Source organism: Pseudomonas sp. PDM13 (genome assembly GCF_025685765.1).
Taxonomy (GTDB): Bacteria; Pseudomonadota; Gammaproteobacteria; order Pseudomonadales; family Pseudomonadaceae; genus Metapseudomonas; species Metapseudomonas solani.
On sequence record NZ_JAOTQU010000018.1, the window covers coordinates 33,203 to 58,406 of the forward strand.

Annotated in this window: 24 protein-coding genes; 16 read left to right on the top strand and 8 right to left on the bottom strand. The window is 66.1% G+C overall.

Annotated features, from left to right (window positions below; genetic code table 11):
* Positions 1-2,178, bottom strand: coding sequence for a malate synthase G (locus OEJ36_RS18705; RefSeq protein WP_263402791.1), 2,178 nt, complete (start codon positions 2,176-2,178; stop codon positions 1-3).
* Between the two features lie 315 nt (positions 2,179-2,493).
* Here OEJ36_RS18705 and OEJ36_RS18710 point away from each other — a divergent pair, with 315 nt between their 5' ends.
* Both OEJ36_RS18710 and OEJ36_RS18715 read left to right on the top strand, forming a co-directional pair.
* A complete protein-coding gene (locus OEJ36_RS18710; protein WP_263402792.1) occupies positions 2,494-2,940 on the top strand; it encodes a GNAT family N-acetyltransferase in 447 nt (148 codons plus the stop codon).
* A 29-nt stretch (positions 2,941-2,969) separates the two neighbouring features.
* Positions 2,970-3,491: a glycine cleavage system protein R gene (locus OEJ36_RS18715; RefSeq protein WP_263402793.1), complete on the top strand. Its 522-nt coding sequence runs from the start codon at positions 2,970-2,972 to the stop codon at positions 3,489-3,491.
* Between the two features lie 214 nt (positions 3,492-3,705).
* Here OEJ36_RS18715 and rarD read toward each other — a convergent pair whose 3' ends face one another.
* The 5 genes from rarD to OEJ36_RS18740 form a co-directional block, all read right to left on the bottom strand.
* Positions 3,706-4,596: an EamA family transporter RarD gene (rarD, locus tag OEJ36_RS18720; protein WP_263402794.1), complete on the bottom strand. Its 891-nt coding sequence runs from the start codon at positions 4,594-4,596 to the stop codon at positions 3,706-3,708.
* 152 nt (positions 4,597-4,748) lie between these two features.
* Positions 4,749-5,723 (bottom strand): serine/threonine protein kinase, encoded by a 975-nt coding sequence (locus OEJ36_RS18725; protein WP_021222754.1) that lies wholly within the window; start codon positions 5,721-5,723, stop codon positions 4,749-4,751.
* A gap of 77 nt (positions 5,724-5,800) precedes the next feature.
* Complete coding sequence (locus OEJ36_RS18730) at positions 5,801-6,565, bottom strand: TOBE domain-containing protein (RefSeq protein ID WP_263402795.1); 765 nt, start codon at positions 6,563-6,565, stop codon at positions 5,801-5,803.
* Positions 6,566-6,629: 64 nt separating this feature from the next.
* Positions 6,630-7,364: a ComF family protein gene (locus OEJ36_RS18735; RefSeq protein ID WP_263402796.1), complete on the bottom strand. Its 735-nt coding sequence runs from the start codon at positions 7,362-7,364 to the stop codon at positions 6,630-6,632.
* Positions 7,365-7,385: 21 nt separating this feature from the next.
* Positions 7,386-7,679, bottom strand: coding sequence for a hypothetical protein (locus OEJ36_RS18740; protein ID WP_021222751.1), 294 nt, complete (start codon positions 7,677-7,679; stop codon positions 7,386-7,388).
* 218 nt (positions 7,680-7,897) lie between these two features.
* On the opposite strand from OEJ36_RS18740, the gene bioB reads away from it, so the two are divergent.
* The 11 genes from bioB to OEJ36_RS18795 all read left to right on the top strand — a co-directional run bounded on the left by bioB (position 7,898) and on the right by OEJ36_RS18795 (position 20,917).
* Positions 7,898-8,953, top strand: coding sequence for a biotin synthase BioB (bioB, locus tag OEJ36_RS18745; protein WP_263402797.1), 1,056 nt, complete (start codon positions 7,898-7,900; stop codon positions 8,951-8,953).
* A 92-nt stretch (positions 8,954-9,045) separates the two neighbouring features.
* The gene (gene bioF / locus OEJ36_RS18750; RefSeq protein ID WP_263402798.1) at positions 9,046-10,227 is read left to right on the top strand and encodes an 8-amino-7-oxononanoate synthase; all 1,182 of its coding nucleotides are present in this window, start codon (positions 9,046-9,048) and stop codon (positions 10,225-10,227) included.
* Positions 10,220-10,945, top strand: coding sequence for an alpha/beta fold hydrolase (locus OEJ36_RS18755; RefSeq protein ID WP_263402799.1), 726 nt, complete (start codon positions 10,220-10,222; stop codon positions 10,943-10,945). The genes bioF and OEJ36_RS18755 overlap by 8 nt, the downstream gene beginning before the upstream one ends.
* Positions 10,938-11,768, top strand: coding sequence for a malonyl-ACP O-methyltransferase BioC (gene bioC, locus OEJ36_RS18760; protein WP_263402800.1), 831 nt, complete (start codon positions 10,938-10,940; stop codon positions 11,766-11,768). The genes OEJ36_RS18755 and bioC overlap by 8 nt, the downstream gene beginning before the upstream one ends.
* A complete protein-coding gene (gene bioD / locus OEJ36_RS18765; protein ID WP_263402801.1) occupies positions 11,769-12,452 on the top strand; it encodes a dethiobiotin synthase in 684 nt (227 codons plus the stop codon).
* Positions 12,453-12,542: 90 nt separating this feature from the next.
* Positions 12,543-12,812 carry a hypothetical protein gene (locus OEJ36_RS18770; protein ID WP_043245751.1) on the top strand — a complete coding sequence of 90 codons (270 nt, stop codon included), beginning with the start codon at positions 12,543-12,545 and terminating at the stop codon, positions 12,810-12,812.
* A 214-nt stretch (positions 12,813-13,026) separates the two neighbouring features.
* The gene (locus OEJ36_RS18775; protein WP_263402802.1) at positions 13,027-13,575 is read left to right on the top strand and encodes a putative metalloprotease CJM1_0395 family protein; all 549 of its coding nucleotides are present in this window, start codon (positions 13,027-13,029) and stop codon (positions 13,573-13,575) included.
* 166 nt (positions 13,576-13,741) lie between these two features.
* A complete protein-coding gene (locus OEJ36_RS18780) occupies positions 13,742-15,547 on the top strand; it encodes a phenylacyl-CoA dehydrogenase (RefSeq protein WP_043245753.1) in 1,806 nt (601 codons plus the stop codon).
* 191 nt (positions 15,548-15,738) lie between these two features.
* On the top strand, positions 15,739-17,031 hold the full coding sequence (locus tag OEJ36_RS18785; RefSeq protein WP_263402803.1) for a sensor domain-containing diguanylate cyclase: 1,293 nt from the start codon (positions 15,739-15,741) through the stop codon (positions 17,029-17,031).
* 116 nt (positions 17,032-17,147) lie between these two features.
* Positions 17,148-18,944 carry an acyl-CoA dehydrogenase C-terminal domain-containing protein gene (locus OEJ36_RS18790; RefSeq protein WP_263402804.1) on the top strand — a complete coding sequence of 599 codons (1,797 nt, stop codon included), beginning with the start codon at positions 17,148-17,150 and terminating at the stop codon, positions 18,942-18,944.
* Between the two features lie 194 nt (positions 18,945-19,138).
* Entirely contained in the window at positions 19,139-20,917 is a 1,779-nt protein-coding gene (locus OEJ36_RS18795) for an acyl-CoA dehydrogenase C-terminal domain-containing protein (RefSeq protein WP_263402805.1), read from the top strand.
* Between the two features lie 107 nt (positions 20,918-21,024).
* Here the strand turns inward: OEJ36_RS18795 and OEJ36_RS18800 are convergent, their stop codons facing one another.
* Positions 21,025-21,678 carry an endonuclease I family protein gene (locus OEJ36_RS18800; protein WP_411861032.1) on the bottom strand — a complete coding sequence of 218 codons (654 nt, stop codon included), beginning with the start codon at positions 21,676-21,678 and terminating at the stop codon, positions 21,025-21,027.
* Between the two features lie 409 nt (positions 21,679-22,087).
* On the bottom strand, positions 22,088-22,978 hold the full coding sequence (locus OEJ36_RS18805) for a LysR family transcriptional regulator (RefSeq protein WP_263402807.1): 891 nt from the start codon (positions 22,976-22,978) through the stop codon (positions 22,088-22,090).
* A gap of 102 nt (positions 22,979-23,080) precedes the next feature.
* Between OEJ36_RS18805 and OEJ36_RS18810 the strand changes: the two genes are divergently transcribed.
* The 3 genes from OEJ36_RS18810 to OEJ36_RS18820 are packed head-to-tail and all read left to right on the top strand — an operon-like array spanning position 23,081 to position 25,204.
* A complete protein-coding gene (locus OEJ36_RS18810; protein WP_263402890.1) occupies positions 23,081-23,779 on the top strand; it encodes an MOSC domain-containing protein in 699 nt (232 codons plus the stop codon).
* A complete protein-coding gene (locus OEJ36_RS18815; RefSeq protein ID WP_263402808.1) occupies positions 23,776-24,015 on the top strand; it encodes a hypothetical protein in 240 nt (79 codons plus the stop codon). Before OEJ36_RS18810 ends, OEJ36_RS18815 begins: the two co-directional genes overlap by 4 nt.
* The gene (locus tag OEJ36_RS18820) at positions 24,008-25,204 is read left to right on the top strand and encodes an acetylornithine transaminase (protein WP_263402809.1); all 1,197 of its coding nucleotides are present in this window, start codon (positions 24,008-24,010) and stop codon (positions 25,202-25,204) included. The genes OEJ36_RS18815 and OEJ36_RS18820 overlap by 8 nt, the downstream gene beginning before the upstream one ends.

Genomic DNA, 25,204 nt, shown 5'->3' on the forward strand with positions numbered 1-25,204 from the left:
TTACAGGCTGTTCTTCGCCTTGAACTCGCGGCGACGACGGTGCAGGACCGGCTCGGTGTAGCCGTTGGGCTGCTTGGTGCCTTCGACCACCAGTTCGACGGCAGCCTGGAAGGCTACGTTGTCGTCGAAGTTGGGGGCCAGCGGGCGGTACAGCGGGTCGTTGGCGTTCTGACGGTCAACCACCGGGGCCATGCGCTTGAGGCTGGCGAGGATCTGCTCCTCGGTGACCACGTTGTGGCGCAGCCAGTTGGCCAGCAGCTGGCTGGAGATGCGCAGGGTGGCGCGGTCTTCCATCAGGCCGACATCGTTGATGTCCGGCACCTTGGAGCAGCCGACGCCCTGGTCGATCCAGCGCACTACATAGCCGAGGATGCCCTGGGCGTTGTTGTCCAGTTCGTTCTGGATCTCGTCAGCGGTCCAGTTGGTGTTGGGCGCCAGCGGGATGGTCAGGATGTCGTCCACCGAGGCGGGCGTGCGCTTGGCCAGCTCGGCCTGACGGGCGAACACGTCGACCTTGTGGTAGTGCAGCGCGTGCAGGGTGGCGGCGGTCGGCGACGGCACCCAGGCGGTGTTGGCGCCGGCCAGCGGGTGGCCGATCTTCTGCTCGAGCATGCCGGCCATCAGGTCGGGCATGGCCCACATGCCCTTGCCGATCTGGGCGCGGCCTTGCAGGCCGGTGGCCAGGCCGATGTCGACGTTGTTGTTCTCGTAGGCGCCGATCCACTTCTCGCTCTTCATGGCGGCCTTGCGCACAACGGCGCCAGCTTCCATGGAGGTGTGGATTTCGTCACCGGTGCGGTCGAGGAAGCCGGTGTTGATGAAGACCACGCGCTCGCTGGCGGCCTTGATGCACGCCTTGAGGTTGATGGTGGTGCGGCGCTCTTCGTCCATGATGCCGACCTTGAGGGTGTTGCGCGGCATGCCGAGCACATCCTCGACGCGGCTGAAGATTTCAGCGGCGAAGGCGACTTCTTCCGGACCGTGCATCTTCGGCTTGACGATGTAGACCGAGCCGGTGCGGGTGTTCTTGCGGCTGGTGTTGCCGTTGAGGTTGTGCAGGGCGATCAGGCTGGTGAACAGCGCGTCCTGGATGCCTTCCGGGATCTCGTTGCCAGCGGCGTCGAGGATGGCCGGGTTGGTCATCAGGTGACCGACGTTGCGCACGAACAGCAGGCTGCGGCCGTGCAGGGTCAGCTCGGAACCGTCGGCCTTGGTGTAGACGCGGTCGGGGTTCATGGTGCGGGTGAAGGTCTCGCCGCCCTTGGACACGCTCTCGGCCAGGTCGCCTTTCATCAGGCCCAGCCAGTTGCGGTAGACCACGGTCTTGTCGTCGGCGTCGACGGCGGCAACGGAGTCTTCGCAATCCATGATGGTGGTCAGGGCGGCTTCCATCAGCACGTCCTTGACGCCAGCGGCATCGGTCTTGCCGATGGGGCTGTTGGCGTCGATCTGGATTTCGAAGTGCAGGCCGTTGTGCTTCAGCAGCAGGGCTTGCGGGGCTGCGGCATCACCCTGGAAGGCGATGAACTGGGCAGCGTCCTTGAGGCCGGTCGTGGTGCCGTCCTTCAGGGTCACGGCGAAGGCGCCGTCCTTGATGGCGTAGGCGGTGGCGTCGACGTGGGAGCCGTCGTGCAGCGGGGCGGCTTCGTCGAGGAAGGCGCGGGCGAAGGCGATGACCTTGTCACCACGGACCTTGTTGTAGCCCTTGCCTTTCTCGGCGCCGTTTTCTTCGCTGATCACGTCGGTGCCGTAGAGCGCGTCGTACAGCGAACCCCAACGGGCGTTGGCGGCGTTCAGCGCGAAGCGGGCATTCATCACCGGTACGACCAGCTGCGGGCCGGCCATGCGAGCGATTTCTTCGTCGACGTTGGTGGTGGTGGCGTGGAAGTCGGCCGGCTCGGGGAGCAGGTAGCCGATTTCCTGAAGGAAGGTCTTGTAGGCCACGGCATCGTGGGCCTGGCCGGCGCGGGCCTGATGCCAGGCATCGATCTGCGCCTGGAGTTCGTCGCGCTTGGCGAGCAGGGCTTTGTTCTTGGGCGCCAGGTCATTGATGACCGCTTCGGCTCCGGCCCAGAACGTCTCGGCGCTGAGGCCGGTTCCGGGGATGGCTTCGTTATTCACGAAGTCGAACAGGACTCTGGCGACCTGCAGGCCACCGACTTGAACGCGCTCAGTCATTGCTTGCCTCACTCTGCTCAATATCCGCTTCGGACCATGCTCCAGTGCTTGTAGTCCGAGCCGCGGCATACTACATGAACCCGTCGTAAAAATCATGGGCGTGCGTCGCTATGCGACCGGAAAACGCCTTACAGTCACAGCGGGGGCAGAATGTTCTCAAAAAACTGGGTGATTGTTCCAGATAAATCTTAAAAACGTACACGATTTCTGAAAAACCGTGCCTGCGACCCAGCGCCGCAGGCTGTGAAGGTAGATTTCGGGACTACATCCAGCTCTTTTCTATACTCCTCCCACTACAAAAAACGGAGTTCCACCATGGCTGTGCATGCCGCAACCGCTGCCGATATCGATGAGCTCGCCGCACTCTTTTCCGGCTACCTGGATTTCTACGAAGTGCCGCGCCCCCTGGGCGAGGTGCGCGACTTTCTCGGCGACCGCCTGGCGCGCGGCGACTCGGTACTGTTCATCGCGCGTAGCCTGGAGGGCAGGGCGCAAGGGTTCGTGCAGCTCTACCCCTTCATGTCGTCCCTGGCCCTGGCGCCGGCCTGGTTGCTCAGCGACCTGTACGTCGCCCCCGATGCCCGCCGGCAAGGCGTGGGCGAAGAGCTGATGAACGCGGCGCGTGCCCATGGCGAGGCCACCGGTGCCTGCGGCCTGCAGCTGGAGACGGCGAAGACCAACCTGGCCGGCCAGGCGCTGTACGAGCGCCTGGGCTACGTGCGTGACCAGGTGTACCTGACCTATTGGCTGAGCCTCGCCTGAGGCGGCCCCACTGAGATAAGGAGTAGAACGTGGACCATCTGGTACTGACGGTAATCGCCCCGGATCAGCCCGGGTTGGTGGAACGGGTCGCCCAGTGCATCGCCGCCCATGGCGGCAACTGGCTGGAAAGCCGCATGTCACGCATGGCCGGGCAGTTCGCCGGCATCCTGCGGGTGGCGGTGCCGGCCGAGGGTTATGACGAACTGGTGGAAGGGCTGCAGGGCCTGGCCGCCCACGGCATCCGGGTGATGCTGGCGGAAAGCGGCATCGAGCCCTCCTGCACCTGGAAGCCGATCCTGTTGGACCTGGTGGGGAATGATCGCCCCGGCATCGTCCGCGACATCACCCGGCTGCTGTCCGAGGAGGGGGTGAACCTGGAGCGCCTGGTGACCGAGGTGAAGCCGGCGCCCATGAGCAGCGAACCGCTGTTCCATGCCGAAGCGCTACTGGCGGTGCCGCTGACGCTTTCGCTGGATGTGCTGCAGAGGCGCCTGGAGACCCTGGCCGACGACCTGATGGTGGAACTCAACCTGCAGCCTCAGGCCTCCTGAGCCGCTATCCCCGGAAAACCTGGGCAAGCCTGTGGATAACCTGGGGAGCGTAACGGCTGCGCCACGCGGGGCGGGCCTTTCCGCTACCTGGGTGAAAAACGAGCTAAATCAGCGGCTTGTGCACAAAGGGCGGGGATGGAGCTGTGGATAACCTTGGGAGAAGCGGCTACAGGCCTTGCGTTGCGTGGCCTGTAGCCGATCGTTCGTTTTCTGCTCAGCCGACGTTGCGGCGCAGGGTGAACCAGGCGTCGACGCTGTAGACGAACAGGCCGGCCCAGATGAAGCAGAAGGCGATGAGCTTGCTCGGGTCGAAGTGCTCGCCATAGAGGAAGATGGCCTGCAGCATCACCAGGGTCGGCGCCAGGTACTGGAGGAAGCCCAGGGTGGTGTAGGGCAGGTGGCGGGCGGCGGCGTTGAAGCACACCAGTGGCACCAGGGTGATGGGGCCGGCGGCCATCAGCCAGAAGGCTTCGGGCGTGCTCCAGAATGCCATCTGGCTGGTCTGTGCCGCCGGGTGCAGGGCCAGCCAGCCCAGCGCGATGGGCAGCAGCAGCCACGTTTCCACCACCAGGCCGGGCAGCGCCGCTACCGGCGCCTGCTTGCGGATCAGCCCGTAGAAGCCGAAGGTCAGCGCCAGGGTCAGGGACACCCAGGGCAGGCTGCCCACTTGCCAGATCTGCTGCGCCACGCCCGCGGTCGCCAGGCCCACGGCAAGCCATTGCAGGCGACGCAGGCGCTCGCCGAGCAGCAGCATTCCCAGCAGCACGTTCACCAGCGGGTTGATGTAGTAGCCCAGGCTGGCTTCGAGCATGCGCCCGTTGTTCACCGCCCAGACGTAGACCAGCCAGTTGGAGGCGATCAGCACGCCGCTGGCGGCGAGGATGCCGAAGCGTTTCGGGTTGGCCCGCAGTTCACGCAGCCAGCCGGGATGCTTCCACACCAGCAGCAGGAGGGCGCCGAACACGGCGGACCAGACCGCGCGATGGACGATGATCTCCAGGGCAGGGACGGCCTGGATGGCTTTGAAGTAGATGGGGAACAGGCCCCAGATGATGTAGGCGGTCAGGCCGAGGATGTACCCGCGACGCGGGTTGGCGGTGGCCATGCAAGGTCCTTGCTTAGGTCGCTAACGAAAGGTCCGACATTCTAGAGGCCGCTTGGCCGACTTGTCTGTGTGTTCAGGATCTTCCTGCAGGCCCCCGTCGAAACGGGCGTAAGAAATACGTTACGCCGCGTTCCGCTCTCGTCCGCGAGCGACTAGAACAGCCGCAACGGCTCTTCGTCCATCGCCGCCAGCTGCTCGCGCAGGATCAGCACCTGGTCGCCCCAGTAACGCTCGCTGCCGAACCAGGGGAAGCTCATGGGGAAGGCCGGGTCGTCCCAACGCCGCGCCAGCCAGGCGCTGTAGTGCATCAGGCGCAGGGCGCGCAGGGCTTCGATGAGGGGCAGCTCGCGGGGGTCGAAATCGTGGAATTCCTGATAACCGTCCACCAGCTCGGAGAGCTGCGTCAGGCGCTCGTGGCGCTCGCCGGCCAGCATCATCCACAGGTCCTGCACCGCTGGGCCCATGCGGCAGTCGTCGAGGTCGACCATGTGGAAGGTTTCGTCGCGGCACAGCAGGTTGCCGGGGTGGCAGTCGCCATGCAGGCGGATGGCGTTGTAGCGCACCTCGCCGAAGCGCTGGTCGAGGCGCTTGAGCAGGTCGCGGGCAACGGACTCGTAGGCGGGGAGCAGGCTCTTGGGCACGAAGCCGCCCTCCAGCAGGGTGTGCAGCGAGTCGTGGCCGAAGGCCTGGACGGTCTGGGTCTCGCGGTGCTCGAAGGGGCGCACGGCGCCTACCGCATGCAGGCGGCCGAGCAGCTGGCCGAGGCGGTAGAGCTGGTCCATGTTGCCGGGCTCGGGGGCGCGGCCGCCGCGACGGGGGAACAGGGCGAAGCGGAAGCCGGCGTGCTCGAACAGGGTTTCGCCATCCCGGGAGAGCGGGGCTACCACCGGGACTTCATGTTCGGCGAGCTCGGCGCTGAAGGCGTGCTCTTCGCGGATCGCGGCGTCGGTCCAGCGTTGCGGGCGATAGAACTTGGCGATCAGCGGCTGCTCGTCCTCGATGCCGACCTGGTAGACGCGGTTCTCGTAGCTGTTCAGGGCCAGCACGCGGGCGTCACTGAGGTAGCCCAGGCTCTCCACTGCATCGAGCACCAGGTCGGGGGTCAGTTCGGCGAAGGGATGGGACATGGGTGGCTCCGATGGATTGGGCGGCAAGTCTAGCGCCAATGGCACCGACGGGGCGGCCTATCTATAAGGAGCGCATCTCAGAGCGGGGTGCCGAGCAGAACCTGGCTGGGGGAGAACTGGGCGCGGGCCATGCTGCCGGGCTGAAGGCCATCGGCCTTGAGTTGCTGGGCTTCGGCCAGGGCACACAGGGTCTGGCCGCTGGCCAGGGTCAGGCGTACTTCGCTGGGGCCTTCGTCATCGGGCAGGATCGCCTCGATGCGACCTTCCAGGGCGTTCATCTGTGGGTCGGGCGTAGCGCCCAGGGGCTGCACGCTGAGCCAGCCGGCCTTCATCAGGGCGATCACGCCGCCACCGGGGGCAAGCTCCAACTTTTCACTGCTGTCATGGGTGATCTGCGCGCGCATGCTGGCCCCACCGGGAAGTTCGATTTCCACCACGTCGTTGCGGCCCTGGGCATGCAGCGCCACGACCTTGCCGCTGAGCTGGTTGCGGGCGCTGGTGCGTAGCATCAGGCGGCCGAGGCGCTCGAGGTCCTGCTCGCTTTCGGCGCTTTCCAGCAGGCGTGCCTGCAGGCTTTCCATGCGCTTGAAAAGGGCCAGCAGGCGCTCGCCCTCGGCTGACAGGCGCGCGCCACCACCGCCCTTGCCGCCGACGCTGCGTTCGACCAGGGGCTTCTCGGAAAGGTTGTTGAGTTCGTCGATGGCGTCCCACGCGGCCTTGTAGCTCAGCCCCGCAGCCTTGGCGGCGCGAGTGATCGAGCCCTGCACGGCGATCTGCTCCAGCAGGGCCATGCGCTGCGGGCGGCGGGTCAATTGCTGGGTCAGGGGCGTGAGCTGGCTCATGGCGGATAACTGCTGGTGAATATGGCGCAGCAGGCTGAGTGAGTCTGACGCTTCAGTCAAGCACTCAGGGCGTGCTGCCGGGTTTGGGCGTGCGGGCCAGGCAATAGATGTCGACCCGCGCGGCGCCGGCGCGTTTCAGCAACTGGGCGAGGTATTGCGCGGTGGTGCCGGTGGTCAGCACGTCATCCACCAGGGCCAGGTGCAGCCCGCTGGGGGCAGCGTGCCTGGCGAGCTGGAAGGCACCGCGCAGGTTGCGCTTGCGGGTGGCGGCGTCCAGGCCTTGCTGGGCGGGGGTTTCGAGGGCGCGGAGCAGCCAGTCGTCGTGCACGGGCAGGCGCAGTTGACGGCCAAGCCAGTCGGCGAGCATCTGCGCCTGGTTGAAGCCGCGCTGGCGTTGGCGCCGGGCGGCCAGCGGCACGGCGAGCAGGGCGTCGGGGCGCGGTTCACCTGCGGCCTGGGTCCGTTGCAGGTGGTTGGCTAGCAGCTCCGCCAGCAGGCGCCCAAAGGGCCATTGGGCCTGGTGCTTGAAGCGGGTGATGAGGCTGTCTACCGGGAAGTCATAGCGCCAGGCGATATGGGCGGCATCGAAGGCGGGTGGGCGCTTCAGGCATTCGCCACACACCAGGCCGTGGGCGGGGAGGGGCAGGGCGCAGACGCTGCAGCAGCCGTCCAGCCAGGGCAGGTCGCCTGTGCAGCCGGGGCAGATGGGCAAGGTGCCGCTGCTCGCCCGCGCGCCGCATAGCGCGCAGGTTGGGGATGGGGTGGCGAGGTGGCGCAGCAGGTGGACGATCCTGTCCATGGCGCCCCTCCAAGGGCGAGGTCAGTGAATCAGCCAGCTCATGACGACCAGGCCGAGGAAGATGAGGATCAGGCCGCTGATGATGCCCTTTCGCAGCAGTGCGCGTACGCCGCTGAACAGCAGGAGCAGGCCGAGAATGAGTACGACGAAGCTGAAGATCGACACATCCATGCCGATGGCCCGCGCGAGGCCGTGGAGAAAGTCGTCCATGGCCGCCCAGACGCCGCCGAGGACGGTGGAAAGGAGGTCGACGATGAAGCGGATCACCTTGCCGATCGCCTCGCCCAGCCAACTGAAGAAACCGTCGTTACCCATGCTCATTCCTTATGCGTTCAGGACCGTCAGGGTCTTTGATCCAAACGGCAGCCAAGGGTTCTTTGTGGTTAATAAATAACCAGATGTAAACCTGTGTCGAGTTTTTGGTTGACAGCGTCATACCCCAAAATCAAGATGCCCATCAGCCTGAATTCCCGCGCTCGCCGTCGGGATTTCCCCTTACAAGAGGCGCGATCCACGCGTCGAAGGAAGCTCCCATGAGTGCAACCGCAGCCATCTCCACCCGCCACGACTGGTCCCTCGCCGAAGTGCGGGCGCTGTTCGAGCAACCCTTCAATGACCTGCTGTTCCAGGCGCAGACCGTGCACCGCAGCCAATTCGACCCGAATCGCGTGCAGGTATCCACCCTGCTGTCTATCAAGACCGGCGCCTGCCCCGAAGACTGCAAGTACTGCCCCCAGTCCGGCCACTACAACACCGGCCTGGACAAGGAAAAGCTGATGGAGGTGCAGAAGGTCCTGCAGGCCGCTGCCGAGGCCAAGGCCATCGGCTCCACTCGCTTCTGCATGGGCGCCGCCTGGAAGCACCCCTCCGCCAAGGACATGCCCTACGTGCTGGAGATGGTGAAGGGCGTGAAGAAGCTCGGCCTCGAGACCTGCATGACCCTCGGCCGCCTCGACCAGGAGCAGACCCAGGCGCTGGCCGATGCCGGGCTGGACTACTACAACCACAACCTCGATACCTCGCCGGAGTTCTACGGCAACATCATCACCACCCGCACCTACAGCGAGCGCCTGCAGACCCTGGCCTACGTGCGCGAGGCGGGGATGAAGATCTGTTCCGGCGGCATCCTCGGCATGGGCGAGTCGGTGGACGACCGCGCCGGCCTGCTGATCCAGCTGGCCAACCTGCCGGAGCACCCGGAGTCGGTGCCGATCAACATGCTGGTCAAGGTCAAGGGCACGCCGCTGGCGGAGGAGAAGGACGTCGACCCGTTCGACTTCATCCGCACCCTGGCCGTGGCGCGCATCATGATGCCGAAGTCCCATGTACGCCTCTCCGCCGGCCGTGAGCAGATGAACGAGCAGATGCAGGCCCTGGCCTTCATGGCCGGCGCCAACTCCATCTTCTACGGCGAAAAACTGCTGACCACCGCCAACCCGCAAGCGGACAAGGACATGCAGCTCTTCGCCCGTCTCGGCATCAAGCCGGAAGAGCGCGAAGAACACGCCGACGAAGTGCACCAGGCCGCCATCGAACAGGCGCTGGTGGAGCAGAGAGACTCCAAGCTCTTCTATAACGCTGCTGTTTAAGGCAGCTCCAAGCCACAAGCTGCAAGCCCCAAGCCGGAGTGCGCTTCCGGTTTCTGCTTGCAGCTTGAGGCTTGCCGCTTGGAACTGACGTTATGCCCTTCGATCTCGCTTCCCGACTCGCCGAGCGCCGCGCCGCCGACCTTTACCGCCAGCGCCCCCTGCTGGAAAGCCCCCAGGGGCCCGAGGCGGTGGTGGATGGCCGGGCGATGCTCGCCTTCTGTTCCAACGACTACCTGGGCCTGGCCAACCACCCCGAGGTGATTGCCGCGTTGCGTGCCGGTGCCGAGCGCTGGGGCGCCGGTGGGGGTGCCTCGCACCTGGTGATCGGCCACAGCGGGCCGCACCACGAACTGGAGCTGGCCCTGGCCGAGTTCACCGGTCGGCCGCGCGCACTGCTGTTCTCCACCGGCTACATGGCCAACCTGGGCGCCGTCACTGCCCTGGTGGGCAAGGGCGATAGCGTGCTGGAGGACCGCCTCAACCACGCTTCCCTGCTGGACGCGGGCCTGCTCTCCGGTGCGCGTTTTTCCCGTTACCTGCACAACGATGCGGCCAGCCTGGCTTCGCGCCTGGACAAGGCCGAAGGCGACACCCTGGTGGTCACCGACGGTGTGTTCAGCATGGACGGCGACCTCGCCGACCTGCCCGCGCTCTGCGCCAAGGCCCGGGAGAAGGGCGCCTGGGTGATGGTCGACGACGCTCACGGCTTCGGTCCCCTGGGCGCCACTGGCGGCGGCATCGTCGAGCACTTCGGCCTGGGCCTGGACGACGTGCCCGTGCTGGTGGGCACCCTGGGCAAGGCCTTCGGCACCGCCGGTGCCTTCGTTGCCGGCAGCGAGGAGCTGATCGAGACGCTGGTGCAGTTCGCCCGTCCCTACATCTACACCACCAGCCAGCCGCCCGCCGTGGCCTGCGCCACGCTCAAGAGCCTCGAGCTGCTGCAGAAGGAGAGCTCGCGCCGCGAGCACCTGAACCGGTTGATCCAGCGCTTCCGCGAGGGCGCCGCCGAGATCGGCCTGACGCTGATGGACAGCCCGACGCCGATCCAGCCGATCCTCGTCGGCGACAGCGCCCGGGCCATGAGGCTCGCGGCACTGCTGCGCGAGCGCGGCATTCTCGTCGGCGCCATCCGCCCGCCTACGGTTCCGGCCGGCAGTGCGCGCCTGCGGGTGACCTTCAGTGCCTCCCACAGCGAGGCCCAGCTGGAACTGTTGCTCCTGGCGTTGTCCGAAAGCTGGAACATTCTGGCTAAGGAAGGAAACCCCGATGCGTGATCGACTGATCCTGCTGCCCGGCTGGGCGCTGGGCCCGGCGGCCCTGGAGCCGCTGCGCGATGCCCTGTCCGAGCGTGCGCCGCACCTGAACATCGAGATCGAAGCACTGCCCGACCTGGCGCAGCCGGAAGCCTGGCTCGACGAACTCGATGCGCGCCTGCCGAGCGACTGCTGGCTGGCGGGCTGGTCCCTGGGCGGCATGCTGGCCGCGCAGTTGGCGGCGCGACGGGACGCGTCCTGCCGCGGGCTCATCGGGCTGGCCAGCAACCTGTGTTTCCGTGCCCGCGAAGATTGGCCGAGCGCCATGCCTGGCGAGGTCTTCGCCGCCTTCCATGAAGCCTTCGGCCTTGACCCTGCGCTGACCCTCAAGCGCTTCCGCATGCTGGTGAGCCAGGGCGCCAAGGACCCGCGCACCCTGGCGCGGCAACTGCAGGTCACCCAGCCGTCGACGCAGCCCGAGGTGCTGGAAGCCGGCCTGCAACTGCTGGCTGGGCTGGATACCCGTGGCGCCCTGCGTGCCTACAGCGGCCCCCAGCTGCACCTGTTCGCCGGCCGCGATGCGTTGGTGCCCGCAACCGCCTGCCAGGCACTGCTGGATTGGTTGCCGGACGTGGAAGCGTCGATCATCCGCGAGGCCAGCCACGGCCTGCCGGTGGAGTGCCCGGATGCGGTCGCCGAGGCGATGCTGGCGTTCATGTTCGAAGGTGAAGATGTCTGAATCCGTTGCCCTGCCTCTGCCCTGCGCCTCCCAAGATGCTTCGCCCCTGCCGGACAAGCGCCAGGTAGCGGCTTCCTTCTCCCGCGCAGCGGCCAGCTATGACAGCGTTGCCGAGCTGCAGCGCGCCGTCGGCGGTGCCCTGCTCGACAGCCTGCCCGAGCCCTTCGCTCCTGAGCGCTGGCTCGACCTGGGCTGCGGCACCGGGTACTTCTCACGGCTGCTGGCGGAGCGTTTCCCGGCTTCGTCCGGCCTGGCGATGGATATCGCCGAAGGCATGCTGCAGCACGCGCAACCTCTGGGGGGCGCGCGGTATTTCGCGGCGGGCGACGCCGAGCGCCTGCCGCTGGCCGATGGCTGCCTGGACCTGGTGTTCAGCAGCCTGGCGGTGCAGTGGTGCGGCGATTTCGCGGCGGTGCTGGCCGAGGCGCGGCGGGTGTTGCGCCCGGGTGGACTGCTGGTGTTCAGCAGCCTCTGTGTCGGCACCCTGCAGGAGCTGCGCGACAGCTGGCAGGAGGTGGACGGCTTCGTCCACGTCAACCGCTTCCGCGAGTTCCAGCGCTACCAGGCGCTTTGCGGCGCAAGCGGACTGACTCCGTTGCAGCTCGAACGTCGCCCGCGAACCCTGCATTTCCCCGACCTGCGCAGCCTGACCCATGAACTCAAGGCGCTGGGTGCGCACAATCTCAACCCCGGTCGCCCGGGTGGCCTGACCGGCCGGGCGCGCATGCTCGCCTTGATCGACGCCTACGAGCGTCGCCGCGATGACGCCGGCCTGCCCGTCACCTATCAGGTCGTCCACGGCCTCTTGCGCAAGGATTCCTGAATGGCTGCTGCCTTCTTCATCGCCGGTACCGACACCGAGATCGGCAAGACCACGGTGGCTGCCGGCCTGCTGCATGCGGCACGTCGGGCCGGGCTGTCCACGGCGGCGAGCAAGCCGGTGGCGTCCGGTTGCCTGGTCACCGCCGAGGGCCTGCGCAACGAAGACGCCCTGGCGCTGCTGGGGGAGTGCTCGCTGCCGCTGGCCTATGGGGAGGTCAACCCGCTGGCCTTCGAGCCCGCCATCGCCCCGCACCTGGCTGCCCGCGAAGCCGGTGTCGAGCTGAACCTGGCCGCGCTCTCGGCTCCCGTGCGGCGGATTCTCGACAAAGGCGCCGATTTCACCCTGGTGGAAGGGGCGGGGGGCTGGCGGGTGCCGCTGGCGGACCGGGCCAACCTGTCCGACCTGCCGATTGCCCTGGGCCTACCGGTGATCCTCGTGGTCGGCGTACGCCTGGGCTGCATCAACCACGCACTGCTCAGCGCCGAGGCGATCCTGCGGGATGGACTGCCGCTCGCCGGCTGGGTGGCCAACCTGGTGGACCCGAACACCTCGCGCCTGGAAGAGAACCTCGCCACCCTGGCAGAGCGTCTTCCGGCCCCTTGCCTGGGCCGTATCCCGCGTCTCGACGCCCCGACACCCGCTGCGGTGGCCGCCTGGCTGGACCTCGCCCCGCTTGAGCTATAAGCAAACAGAGGCTGATAGCCTTTTGTTTGTACGTTTTTTAGGCGTTTTCTGCTTCAATTACAGCGTTAATTTCTTGTTTCGGGGTTGGCGATGGAAATCTCCGGTAGTGCCTTCAGCGCAGGATTGAGTGCTCTGCAGTCTGGCCAGCGTCGTATCGACCAGGCCGGTGCGGATATCGCCGGCTCGTCCGTGCAGCGCAACCAGCAGGCCCCCAGCGCTCGCGTGCAGGAATTCAACGGTACCGACCAGGCGAGCAACCTGGTGGACCTCAACGTCGGCAAGTTCCAGGCGGAAGCCGGGGCCCAGGTGATCAAGACCGCTGACGATGTACTCGGAACCCTGATCGACACCCACGCCTGACTGAGGGCATCCCGACTGCGTTAGCGGCCGGTGGTCTGGCGCGGGCAGGGAGGGCCCCATGCGGATCGGCAGTGCTGCATATCTCCCCTCGCCCACACTGGCGTCGCCGTCTTCGCGCGGTTCGCTGAGTGCCGCTGCAGCCGATTCCTCCTCTTCTCTGCGTTCTCCATCGGCTGCCGCTGATCAGGCGCTTTCCTCGGACCCCCGCTCAACCGTGCGTGACGGCGAGAGCGCCGCCTCTGCACGTGCGACCCGGCAGCAGGAACAGCAGGACCTGCAGGAAATCGCCGAACTGGCCGCCCGGGACCGCGAAGTGCGTGCCCACGAGCAGGCCCATGCCGCGGTAGGCGCCGCCTATGCCGGTTCCCCCAGCTACAGTTTCAAGCGTGGCCCCGATGGCCAGTCCTATGCCACGGGTGGCGAAGTCGGCATCGACGTGAGTGCCGTGGCGGGTGACCCCGCCGCCACCCTGCGCAAGATGGCGGTGGTGCAGCGTGCAGCGCTGGCGCCGGCCGATCCATCGGCCCAGGACCGCCGCGTCGCCGCCGAAGCCGCTGCCCAGGCCGGGCAGGCGCTGGTCGAACTGGCCCAGTTGCGTCGCGAAGAGGCTTCCGAGGAGGCCGCGAGCAAGGCCGCCGCCCGTGCCAAATCGGAGGACGAGTCGTCTTCTTCGGCCTCTCCTGCGGCCAATCAGGATCTGGGTATCTACCTTCAGGTCGCCAGCCCCAGCGCCCTCGGCCCCCTGCTCGACATCCGCGCCTGAGCGCCGATGGGCGGATGCTTGACAAGGGATTGGCGTAAACGTATGTTTCAAACACCTGTTTGATTGTCGGGCGGCTTCCGCGCAGCCCACAGCGACTACCGTGATGTTGTAAGCGACCGATGTGCCGGTCACCTTAACTAGGAACCCACCGTAGAGGTTTACTGCTATGCCTGATTACAAGGCCCCCTTGCGTGATATCCGTTTCGTACGTGACGAGCTGCTCGGCTACGAAGCGCACTATCAGAGCCTGCCTGGCTGCCAGGACGCCACCCCGGACATGGTTGACGCCATTCTCGAGGAAGGTGCGAAGTTCTGTGAGCAGGTGATCGCTCCGCTGAACCGCGTGGGTGACATCGAGGGTTGCACCTGGAGCGAGTCCGGCGTGAAGACCCCGACCGGCTTCAAGGAAGCCTACAAGCAGTTCGTCGAAGGCGGCTGGCCGAGCCTGGCCCATGACGTCGACCACGGCGGCCAAGGCCTGCCCGAGTCGCTCGGCCTGGCCATCAGCGAAATGGTCGGCGAAGCCAACTGGTCCTGGGGCATGTACCCCGGCCTGTCCCACGGCGCGATGAACACCCTGTCCGCCCACGGCACCGACGACCAGAAACACACCTACCTGACCAAGCTGGTATCCGGCGAGTGGACCGGCACCATGTGCCTGACCGAACCGCACTGCGGTACCGACCTGGGCATGCTGCGCACCAAGGCCGAGCCCCAGGCTGATGGTTCCTACAAAGTCACCGGCACCAAGATCTTCATCTCCGCCGGTGAGCACGACATGGCCGACAACATCGTCCATATCGTCCTGGCCCGCCTGCCCGATGCACCGGCCGGCACCAAAGGCATTTCCCTGTTCATCGTGCCGAAGTTCATGCCGACTGCCGAAGGCGGCGTGGGCGAGCGCAACGCCGTTGCGTGCGGTTCCCTCGAACACAAGATGGGCATCCACGGCAACGCCACCTGCGTGATGAACTTCGACGGCGCTACCGGTTTCCTGATCGGCCCGGCGAACAAAGGCCTGAACTGCATGTTCACCTTCATGAACACCGCTCGCCTGGGTACCGCGCTGCAAGGCCTGGCCCACGCCGAAATCGGTTTCCAGGGTGGCCTGAAATACGCTCGCGAGCGTCTGCAGATGCGTGCTCTGACCGGCCCGAAAGCGCCCGAGAAGCCCGCTGACCCGATCATCGTCCACCCGGACGTGCGCCGCATGCTGCTGACCATGAAAGCCTTCGCCGAAGGCAACCGCGCGATGGTGTACTTCACCGCCAAGCAGGTCGACATCGTCAAATACAGCCAGAACGAGGAAGAGAAGAAAGCCGCCGACGCGCTGCTGGCCTTCCTGACCCCGATCGCCAAGGCGTTCATGACCGAAGTCGGCTTCGAGTCGGCCAACCACGGCGTACAGATCTATGGCGGCCACGGCTTCATCGCCGAGTGGGGCATGGAGCAGAACGTTCGCGACAGCCGCATCTCCATGCTGTACGAAGGCACCACCGGCATCCAGGCTCTGGACCTGCTGGGTCGCAAGATCCTCATGACCCAGGGCGAAGCGCTGAAGGGCTTCACCAAGATCGTGCACAAGTTCTGCCAGGCCAACGAAGGCAACGAAGCCGTCAAGGAATTCGTCGAGCCGCTGGCCAAGCTGAACAAGGAGTGGGGCGACATCACCATGAAGGTCGGCATGGCTGCGATGAAAGATCGCGAAGAAGTCGGCGCCGCTTCCGTGGACTACCTGATGTACTCCGGTTACGCCTGCCTGGCTTACTTCTGGGCCGACATCGCTCGCCTGGCTGCCGAGAAGATCGCTGCCGGCGAAGGCGACGCCGCCTTCTACAAGGCCAAGCTGCAGACCGCGCGTTTCTACTTCAAGCGCATCCTGCCGCGTACCCGTACCCATGTTGAAACCATGCTGTCCGGCGCCAACAACCTGATGGACCTGGCCGAAGAAGACTTCGCCCTCGGTTACTAAGGCTTAGCGCTGTACGAAGAAGCCCGCCGCAAGGCGGGCTTTTTCATGGGCGTGTGAATGTGCCCGCAACCTCGGCCAAGAGGGCGCGAATAGGGGCGTTTCGTCGCGCAGACGGATGCGTGGCCCCTGCAGAAATGCAATCATATGGCCAGCTCGCCCACCCCCTTCGATACCTGTCTGGATCAGCATCAGTGCGGTCTCTCTCGTCCTTTCGCGTCAGTCATTTCGTCCCGCCCCTGGCCCTGATCCTGGCCGGCGGCGTGATGGGCTCGCTGACGGTCATGACCGAGTTCTTCGTCTCGCTGTTCAACGTGCTGCCCACGCTCCTGCTGCTGCTCGGCGGTTCGTTCTGCGCCGCCTACGGCCGCCTGCGCCAGCTGTTCCTGCTGCTGATCCTCTACCTCGCCTATTACCTGCTCGACACCCAGGTCGACTACTACCAGACCGAGCGCGTAGTGCGTGAAGACGCGGCCCTGGTGTTCCACCTCTGCAGCCTGCTGCTGCCCCTGCTGTTCGGCCTGTTCGGCTGCTGGCAGGAACGCACCCACCTGCTGCAGGACTTCGTCGCCCGCGCTGCGGTGATGCTCGCCGTGGTCGGCGTTGCCGTCGCCCTGGGCCGCAGCTACCCCGAGTCCGTGCTGCCGGCGCTGACCTCGGTGTACTGGCCGTTGCTGCATGGCACCTGGATGAGCCTGATCCAGCTTTCCTACTTCGCCTTCGTCGGCGCCTTGATCGCCCTGGCGGTCATCTATGTGCGCCAGCCTCGGCCGCAACATGCTGCCCAGCTCCTGGCCCTGCTGGGCATCTGGTGGATGCTGCCCAAGGTCTTCGTCCTGCCCCACGCGCTGCACGCCATGAGCAGCCTGGCGATGCTCGCGCTGACCGCCTCGGTGGCCCACGAGGCCTACCAGATGGCCTTCCGTGACGAACTCACCGGGCTGCCCGGCCGCCGCGCCCTCAACGAGCGCCTGCAGCGCCTCGGGCGCAACTATGTGCTGGCGATGACCGACGTCGACCATTTCAAGAAATTCAACGACACCTACGGCCACGATGTCGGCGACCAGGTGCTGCGCATGGTCGCCAGCCGCCTGAAGAAGGTCACCGGCGGCGGCAAGGCGTATCGCTACGGCGGCGAGGAATTCACCATCGTCTTCACCGGCAAGACCATGGAGGAGTGCCAGCCGCACCTGGAGGCGATACGCGAAGCCATCGAGAACTACAGCATGCAGCTGCGCGACAAGGACAGCCGCCCCAAGAGCGACGAGCAGGGCCGCAGCAAGCGCAGCGGCGGTGCCGGGCAGAGCGTCTCGGTGACCATCAGCATCGGCGTGGCCGAGCGTGACGCCGAACAGCGCACGCCGGAGGAAGTCATCAAGGTGGCGGACCAGGCCCTCTACAGTGCCAAGAGCGCCGGCCGCAACCGGGTGTTCCTGCACGGGCAGAACCGTCGCGGTGCCGTGCGGGTGAAGCGGGCGGCCACGTAGACCGCAGGTTATGGCGCTGCATTCAGCGCTTGCAGCGTCGTTGTCCGGCTGCGGCTTGAGCAGTAGGGTCGGATGATTGGCGCCGACCATGGCGCTCACCCGACGGAGAACCTGCCATGCCCGAGTACAAGGCCCCCCTGCGCGACATGCGCTTCCTCATCGACGAAGTCTTCGATTTCCCGGCCACCTACGCCGCCATCGGCGCCAGCGACGCCACCCCGGACATGGTCTCGGCGATTCTCGAAGAGGGTGCCAAGTTCTGCGAGCAGGTGCTCTCGCCCATCAACCGTTCCGGCGACGAAGAAGAGTGTCAGTGGAACGACGGCGTGGTCACCACGCCCAAGGGCTTCAAGGAAGCCTTCGCCCAGTACGTGGAAGGGGGCTGGAACGGCCTCGCCGCCGACCCGGCCTACGGCGGCCAGGGCCTGCCGCATTCCCTCGGCCTGATCATCAGCGAGATGGTCGCCTCCAGTAACCAGTCCTGGGCCATGTACCCCGGCCTCACCCACGGCGCCATGTCGGCCATCCACGCCCACGGCACCGAAGAACAGAAACAGACCTACCTGACCCGCATGACCGAAGGCCGCTGGACCGGCACCATGTGCCTCACCGAGCCCCATTGCGGCACCGACCTCGGCATCATCAAGACCCGCGCCGCGCCCCAGGCCGACGGCAGCTACGCGGTCAGCGGCACCAAGATCTTCATCTCCGCCGGCGAGCACGACATGAGCGAGAACATCGTTCACCTGGTCCTCGCCAAGCTGCCCGACGCCCCCGCCGGCACCAAGGGCATCTCGCTGTTCATCGTGCCCAAGTTCATGCCCGCTGCCGATGGCGCCGTCGGTGCGCGCAACGCCGTCTCCTGCGGCTCCATCGAGCACAAGATGGGCATCAAGGCCTCCGCCACCTGCGTGATGAACTTCGACTCCGCCACCGGCTACCTGATCGGCGAGGCCAACAAGGGCCTCAACTGCATGTTCACCATGATGAACCACGCCCGCCTGGGCACCGGCATGCAGGGTCTCTGCCTCGGCGAGGCCAGCTACCAGGGCGCCGTGCGCTACGCCAACGACCGCCTGCAGATGCGCGCGCTCACCGGGCCGAAAGCCCCGGAAAAGGCCGCCGACCCGATCATCGTGCACCCCGACGTGCGCCGCATGCTGCTGACCATGAAAGCCTTCAACGAAGGCAACCGCGCGCTCTCCTACTTCACCGCGCAACTGCTCGACATCGCCCACGGCAGCCAGGAAGCCGAGCAGCGCCAGGAAGCCGATGACCTGCTGGCCTTCCTCACCCCAATCTGCAAGGCCTTCATGACCGAGACCGGGCTGGAGGCCACCAACCTCGGCATGCAGGTGTTCGGCGGCCACGGCTACATCCGCGAGTGGGGCATGGAGCAACTGGTGCGCGACTGCCGCATCGCCCCCATCTATGAAGGCACCAACGGCATCCAGGCCCTCGACCTGCTCGGCCGCAAGGTGCTCGGCAGCCAGGGCAAGCTGCTGCGCGGCTTCACCAAGCGCGTGCACAAGTTCTGCCTGGCCCAGGCCGAGCACCCGCAGTTCAAGGCTCAGGCCGCCGAACTGGCTCGGCTCAACCAGCAGTGGGGCGAGCTGACCCAGAAGGTCGGCATGGCCGCGATGAAGAACCCCGACGAAGTGGGCGCTGCCTCCGTCGATTACCTGATGTACTCCGGCTACATCGTGCTCGCCTGGTTCTGGCTGCAGATGGCCGTGGTCGCCCAGGCCAAGCTCGACGCCGGCACCAGCGAGGCGGCGTACTACCAGACCAAGCTCGCCACCTTCGACTTCTACTTCAAGCGCCTGCTGCCCCGCACCACCGCCCATCAGGCCGGGGTCGAGGCGGGCAGCGACTGCCTGATGGCGCTGCCAGCGGAACAGTTCGCCCTCTAAGCGTCTAATCTCGGTGTATCCAGGGGCCCGCCATGTGCGGGCCCTTTTCATCCGGGTTGCGAATTGTGACTTATCGATAACATATGGTCACGCAACGACCCTATGTGTCTCAAAAGTTGTTCGGGTACACTGCCGCCCTGTTCCGTGAAACCGGCCCTTCCGGCCGCCTGTAGAGTTCCTGCGAGGTTTTGCACATGGCTGACTACAAAGCGCCCCTGCGCGATATGCGCTTCGTCCTCAACGAGGTTTTCGAGGTTGCCAAGCTCTGGGCCGAGCTGCCCGCCCTGGCCGAGACCGTCGATGCCGAAACCGCATCCGCGATCCTCGAAGAGGCCGGCAAGGTCACCGGCGGCACCATCGCCCCGCTGAACCGCTCCGGCGACGAAGAAGGCTGCCAGTGGAGCGACGGCGCGGTCACCACGCCTGCCGGTTTCCCCGAGGCCTACAAGACCTACGCCGAAGGTGGCTGGGTCGGCGTCGGTGGTGACCCGGTCTACGGCGGCATGGGCATGCCCAAGGCGATCTCCGCCCAGGTCGAGGAAATGGTCAACTCGGCCAACCTCTCCTTCGGTCTCTACCCGATGCTCACCGCGGGTGCCTGCCTGTCGATCAACGCGCACGCCAGCGAAGAGCTCAAGGAAAAATACCTGCCGAACATGTACGCGGGCGTCTGGGCAGGCTCCATGTGCCTGACCGAACCCCACGCCGGCACCGACCTGGGCATCATCCGCACCAAGGCCGAACCCCAGGCCGACGGCAGCTACAAGGTCACCGGCACCAAGATCTTCATCACCGGCGGCGAGCACGACCTCACCGAGAACATCATCCACCTGGTCCTGGCCAAGCTGCCCGACGCGCCTGCCGGCCCGAAAGGCATCTCGCTGTTCCTGGTGCCCAAGTTCATGGTCAACGCCGACGGCTCCCTGGGCGAGAAGAACACCCTGTCCTGCGGCTCCATCGAGCACAAGATGGGCATCAAGGCCTCCGCTACTTGCGTGATGAACTTCGACGGCGCCACCGGCTGGATCGTCGACGCCCCGAACAAGGGCCTGGCCGCCATGTTCACCATGATGAACTACGAGCGTCTGGGTGTTGGTATCCAGGGCCTGGCCTCCGGCGAGCGTTCCTACCAGAGCGCCGTCGAATACGCCCGCGACCGCATCCAGAGCCGCGCGCCGACCGGCCCGGTCGCCAAGGACAAGGCCGCCGACCCGATCATCGTGCACCCCGACGTGCGTCGCATGCTGCTGACCATGAAGGCGTCCAACGAAGGCGGCCGTGCCTTCTCCACCTACGTCGCCATGCAGCTGGACACCGCCAAGTTCAGCGAAGACCCCGTCGTGCGCAAACGCGCCGAAGAAATGGTCGCCCTGCTTACCCCCGTGGCCAAGGCCTTCCTCACCGACCTCGGCCTGGAAACCACCGTCCACGGCCAGCAGGTGTTCGGCGGCCACGGCTTCATCCGCGAATGGGGCCAGGAGCAGCTGGTGCGTGACGTGCGCATCACCCAGATCTACGAAGGCACCAACGGCATCCAGGCGCTGGACCTCGTCGGCCGCAAGATCGTCGGCAGCGGCGGCGCGTTCTACAAGCACTTCTCCGATGAGATCAAGGCCTTCACCGGCAGCGCCTCCGCTGACCTGGCCGAGTTCGTCGAGCCGCTGAACGCTGCGGTCGCCAACCTCGACGACCTCACCGCCTGGCTGCTGGAAAGCGCCAAGTCCAACCCCAACGAGATCGGCGCCGCGTCGGTCGAGTACCTGCATGCCTTCGGCTACACCGCCTATGCCTACATGTGGGCACTGATGGCCAAGGCTTCGCTGGGCAAGGAAGGCCAGGACGAGTTCTACGCCAGCAAGCTGGGTACCGCGCGTTTCTACTTCGCCCGCCTGTTGCCGCGCATCCACTCCCTGACCGCCTCGGTGAAAGCCGGCAGCGAGTCGCTGTACCTGCTGGACGCTGCCCAGTTCTAAGCGGCCCCCGCAAACGAAAAAGCCCCGCCGATGCGGGGCTTTTTCATTTCAGGCAGTGATGCGAGAGAGTGCCAGCAGGGACGAAGCCATCCGCCAGGCAGCCCACTTCAATCCGCAATCAGCTTGTCCACCAGGCCCGGGTCGTCGATGAAGCGATTGCGCGTGCCCTGGAGGCCGGCGATCTGATCGTTGCGTGCGCGCTCCTCGGCGTCCACCGGGTCCAGGCGGTGCCATTCCTTGAACATCTGCACCTGGCCGACGATGGGCAGGCCGTACTCGATGTGCATGTAGAAGATCGCCCGGGCCACGTTGCCCTTGGCGGCATCGCGGGGCTCCACCAGCTGGAAGCTGGCCTTGAGGTCGCAGTCGGCGCCGAACTTGCTCGGCACATCGCCCACCATGCCGAACAGTGCGTTGCGCCGCGCCAGCTCGACCCGCGCCAGCTCCGGGTAGAGGTTGTGCAGGTCGGCGAGCATGAAGGGGTATTGCGGGTTGGCGGTCTTGCACTGGCCATCGGTGACGCAGCGCAGTGCGCTCTTGATCTGCTTGGTGGGGTAGACGGGGCTCGCCGCCAGCAGGCCGCTCTCGCCATTGAAGGCCTTGCCGCAATAGAGCGTGGTACCCGCGCCGGGGTAGAGCTGCTGCCAGAAGGCCTGGGTCACGGCCGCCTTCGGGTCGGGGAGCCGTGTCTGGCCGCCGGCCAGGGCGGAAAGGGGGATGCAGGGAGCGAGGCAGAAAAGCGCAATCGTTACTACGCGCATGGTCATGACCCTGTAAGACCGCCACAAAAGGCTGGCTACTTCGTTCTTGTAGGACAATGCTGAGTCTATCAAGCGGCTATTCTGAAGACAAAACCTACCGATCGCTTGCTCGGTAGCGGTAGCGCCTCTGGAATGGGTGTTTTATCGAACTGATGGCATTTTGTGATCAGATCGCCAATCCACTGATTTGTAAGTTAATGCTTACATTGTCTGAAGGTTTTGGCTGCTTCCGCCTACATGGGTACAGGACTAATCTTTGCTCCATAGGGACGTAGCGCAGGAAGCGCACTGAATAACACGGACTACGCCGGATTTCCGCCAGGATGGTGGGTAGATCAAGGATGTCAGGGATACAAGTCTGCAAAAACCTCGCTTCGGCGGGGTTTTTCTTTTTCTGGCCCACGCCTCTTCACACGGCAGGGGTTACCAGGTTCTCTAGCAACGCCTGCAGCAGCTCCAGCGTCGCCTGCTGGCGCTGGGCATCGCGGAACACCAGCCCCACCTTCAGCGGCACCCGCGGTTCGCTCAATGGCTTCCACAGCAGCGCCTGGTTGGCGTGCAGCTGCCGAGCCCGGCCGGGCAGCACCGTGGCCAGGCGGGTATGCGGCAGGCTGTCGAGGATGCCTGCCATATGGTTCAGCTCCGCCTGCACCTGGGGGCGCCGGCCGATCAGCGCCAATTGCTCCTGCCAGATCTGCCGCACGCGGAACTCCTCGCCCAGCAACAGCATCGGCAGCTCGGCCGCCTGGGCCAGTGACACCTTGCGGAACTCCTTCAGCGGATGCTCCTCGGGGATCACCAGCTGCAACTCGTCCTCGTACAGCAGCTGGCTGTGCAGCCCGGGCTGGCGCGGCGGCAGGAAGCCGATGCCGATATCCAGGTTGCCGGTCAGCAGTCGCCGCTCGATATCCAGCCCCGACAATTCGTAGATCTGCACCACCAGGTGCGGCTGGGCCTCGCGCAGGCGCTCCAGCAGCAGCGGCACCAGGCTCGCGTTGACCGTCTGCAGCACGCCGATGGCCAGGCTGCGGGGCGATTGGCCACGGAAATTGCGCAACGCCTCCCGTGCCCGTTCCATGCCGTCCAGCAGGGGCAGCGCATGGTTGTACAGCGTGTGTGCGGCCAGGGTCGGCAGCAGGCGCTTGCCGGTGCGCTGGAACAGGCTCACGTCCAGCCCCTGTTCCAGTTGGCGGACCTGCTGCGACAGGGCCGGTTGGGAAATGCTCAGGCGCTCGGCGGCGCGGCCCACATGGCCTTCCTCATAGAGCGCGACGAAGTAGCGAAGCTGACGAAAATCCATAAGTCTTTCTTATCAATGAAGCTGAAAAAACGAAATGTCATGCGCAGCGGCAACGCCCTAGTCTAGCCAGCATAAATGCTGGTTCAAGCGCTGGAGCGGGTGATGCAGGGCGTAGAAGTAAAAGCGATTTTCATAGGTAAAGCCGAAGATATCGGCGGTGGCCTCAGCAGCGCAATCGACAAGCGCGAAGTGGACCACCGCCTCTGGCTCTGGCCCCAGGGGCTGGGCAGCGACGAGCAGGGCGACCCGCGCTTCCATGGCGGCCCCGAGCGCGCGCTGCACCACTACCCGGCCGAGCACTACCGCTTCTGGCGCAAGCACTACCGCCACCTCGCCTGGAAGGCGCCGTCCTTCGGCGAAAACATCTCCACCTACGGCCTGACCGAAGAGCAGGTGTGCATCGGCGACGTGTTCCGCTGGGGCCAGGCGCTGATGCAGGTCAGCCAGCCGCGCTCGCCCTGCTACCGCCTGAGCCGCCGCTGGGGCATCGAGGAACTGCCGCGCTTCGTCCAGGACACGGGCCGCTGCGGCTGGTTCTACCGGGTGCTGCGCCCCGGCTTCGTCAGCCAGGAAGATCGTCTCGAACTGCAGGAGCGCCGCTATCCCGAGCTCAGCGTCGCCCAGGCGGTGCGTGCCTATTTCCACTCACCGCTGGAGCACGAAGGGCTGCGGCAGCTGCTGCAGTGCGAAGCCCTCAGCGGCCGCTGGCGCGATGGCGCTGCCCGACGCCTGGACAGTGGCCAGGTCGAGGACTGGAACGCACGCCTGCACGGCTTGCCGCTGGAGGGGATGCGCGCATGAGCGACTACCAGATCACCCTGGAGCGGAACGGCGTGCTGTTCGCCAACCTGGAGGTCAGTCAGGCGCGCTACGTCGAAATGACTGCCCTGCTGCGCGAGCGCTTCCCCGTCGCCGAAGGCTTCGCCCTGCGCATCCGCCGTCGCCGCGAGCTGCGCCGCATCCTCGAACAGGGCCCGGAGGGCTTGCGCCTGCTGGGCATCGAATACCGTCACGAAGAGGTGCCCGAACATGCGTGACCCCCTGGCCGGCCTGCGCCTGATGCGCACCGTCGAGCGCCCCTCCCAGGTCTTCGTGCGTGGCCAGGGCTCCTGGCTGTGGGATGCCGACGGCCGCGCCTATCTCGACTTCACCCAGGGCTGGGCGGTCAACAGCCTCGGCCACAGCCCCGGGGTGGTGGTGGAGGCGCTCAAGCGCCAGGCCGAAGCGCTGATCAACCCCGGCCCGGCCTTCTACAACCGCGGCATGCTCAAGCTCGCCTCGCGCCTGTGCCAGGCCAGTGGCAGCGACCAGGTCTACTTCCTCAACAGCGGTGCCGAAGCCAACGAGGGGGCGATCAAGCTGGCGCGCAAATGGGGCCAACTGCACCGGGCCGGCGCCTACGGCATCGTCACCGCCTGCAACAGCTTCCACGGGCGCACCCTCGCCACCATGTCCGCGTCCGGCAAACCGGCTTTCCAGGACCTCTTCGAGCCCAAGGTGCCCGGCTTCACCAAGGTGCCGTTCAACGACCTCGACGCCCTGCGCGCCGTCGTCGACGACAGCACGGTGGCGGTGATGCTGGAGCCGGTGCAGGGCGAGGCCGGGGTCATCCCCGCCACCCTCGAATACCTGCAGGGCGCCGAGCGCCTGTGCCGCGAGCGCGGCGTGCTGCTGATCCTCGACGAAGTGCAGACCGGCGTCGGCCGTTGTGGCGCCTTGCTGGCCGAAGACCTCTACGGCGTGCGCGCCGACATCATCACCCTCGGCAAGGGCCTGGGCGGCGGCGTGCCCCTGGCCGCGCTGCTGGCCCGGGGCAACGCCTGCTGCTTCGAACCGGGCGAGCAGGGCGGCACCTACCACGGCAACGCGCTGATGACCGCCGCCGGCCTCGCCGTGCTCAACACCGTGCTGGAGCCGGGCTTCCTCGAACAGGTGCGCGAGGTCGCCCAGCACCTGCGCGAAGGCCTGGCCCGCGTCGCCCGCCGTCACGGTCACGGCCCCTTGCGCGGTCATGGCCTGCTGATCGGCATGCCGCTGATCCAGCAGCGCGCCGATGCCGTGGTCCGCGCCGCGCTGGGGGAGGGCCTGCTGATCAACGGCCTGGCCAGCGATTGCCTGCGCTTCTCCCCGGCGCTCACGGTCAGCCACGCCAACGTCGATGAAATGCTCAAGCGCCTCAACCGCGCCTTCGCCCTGGCCAAGGGCAAACACAAGGAGCCCGCCTGA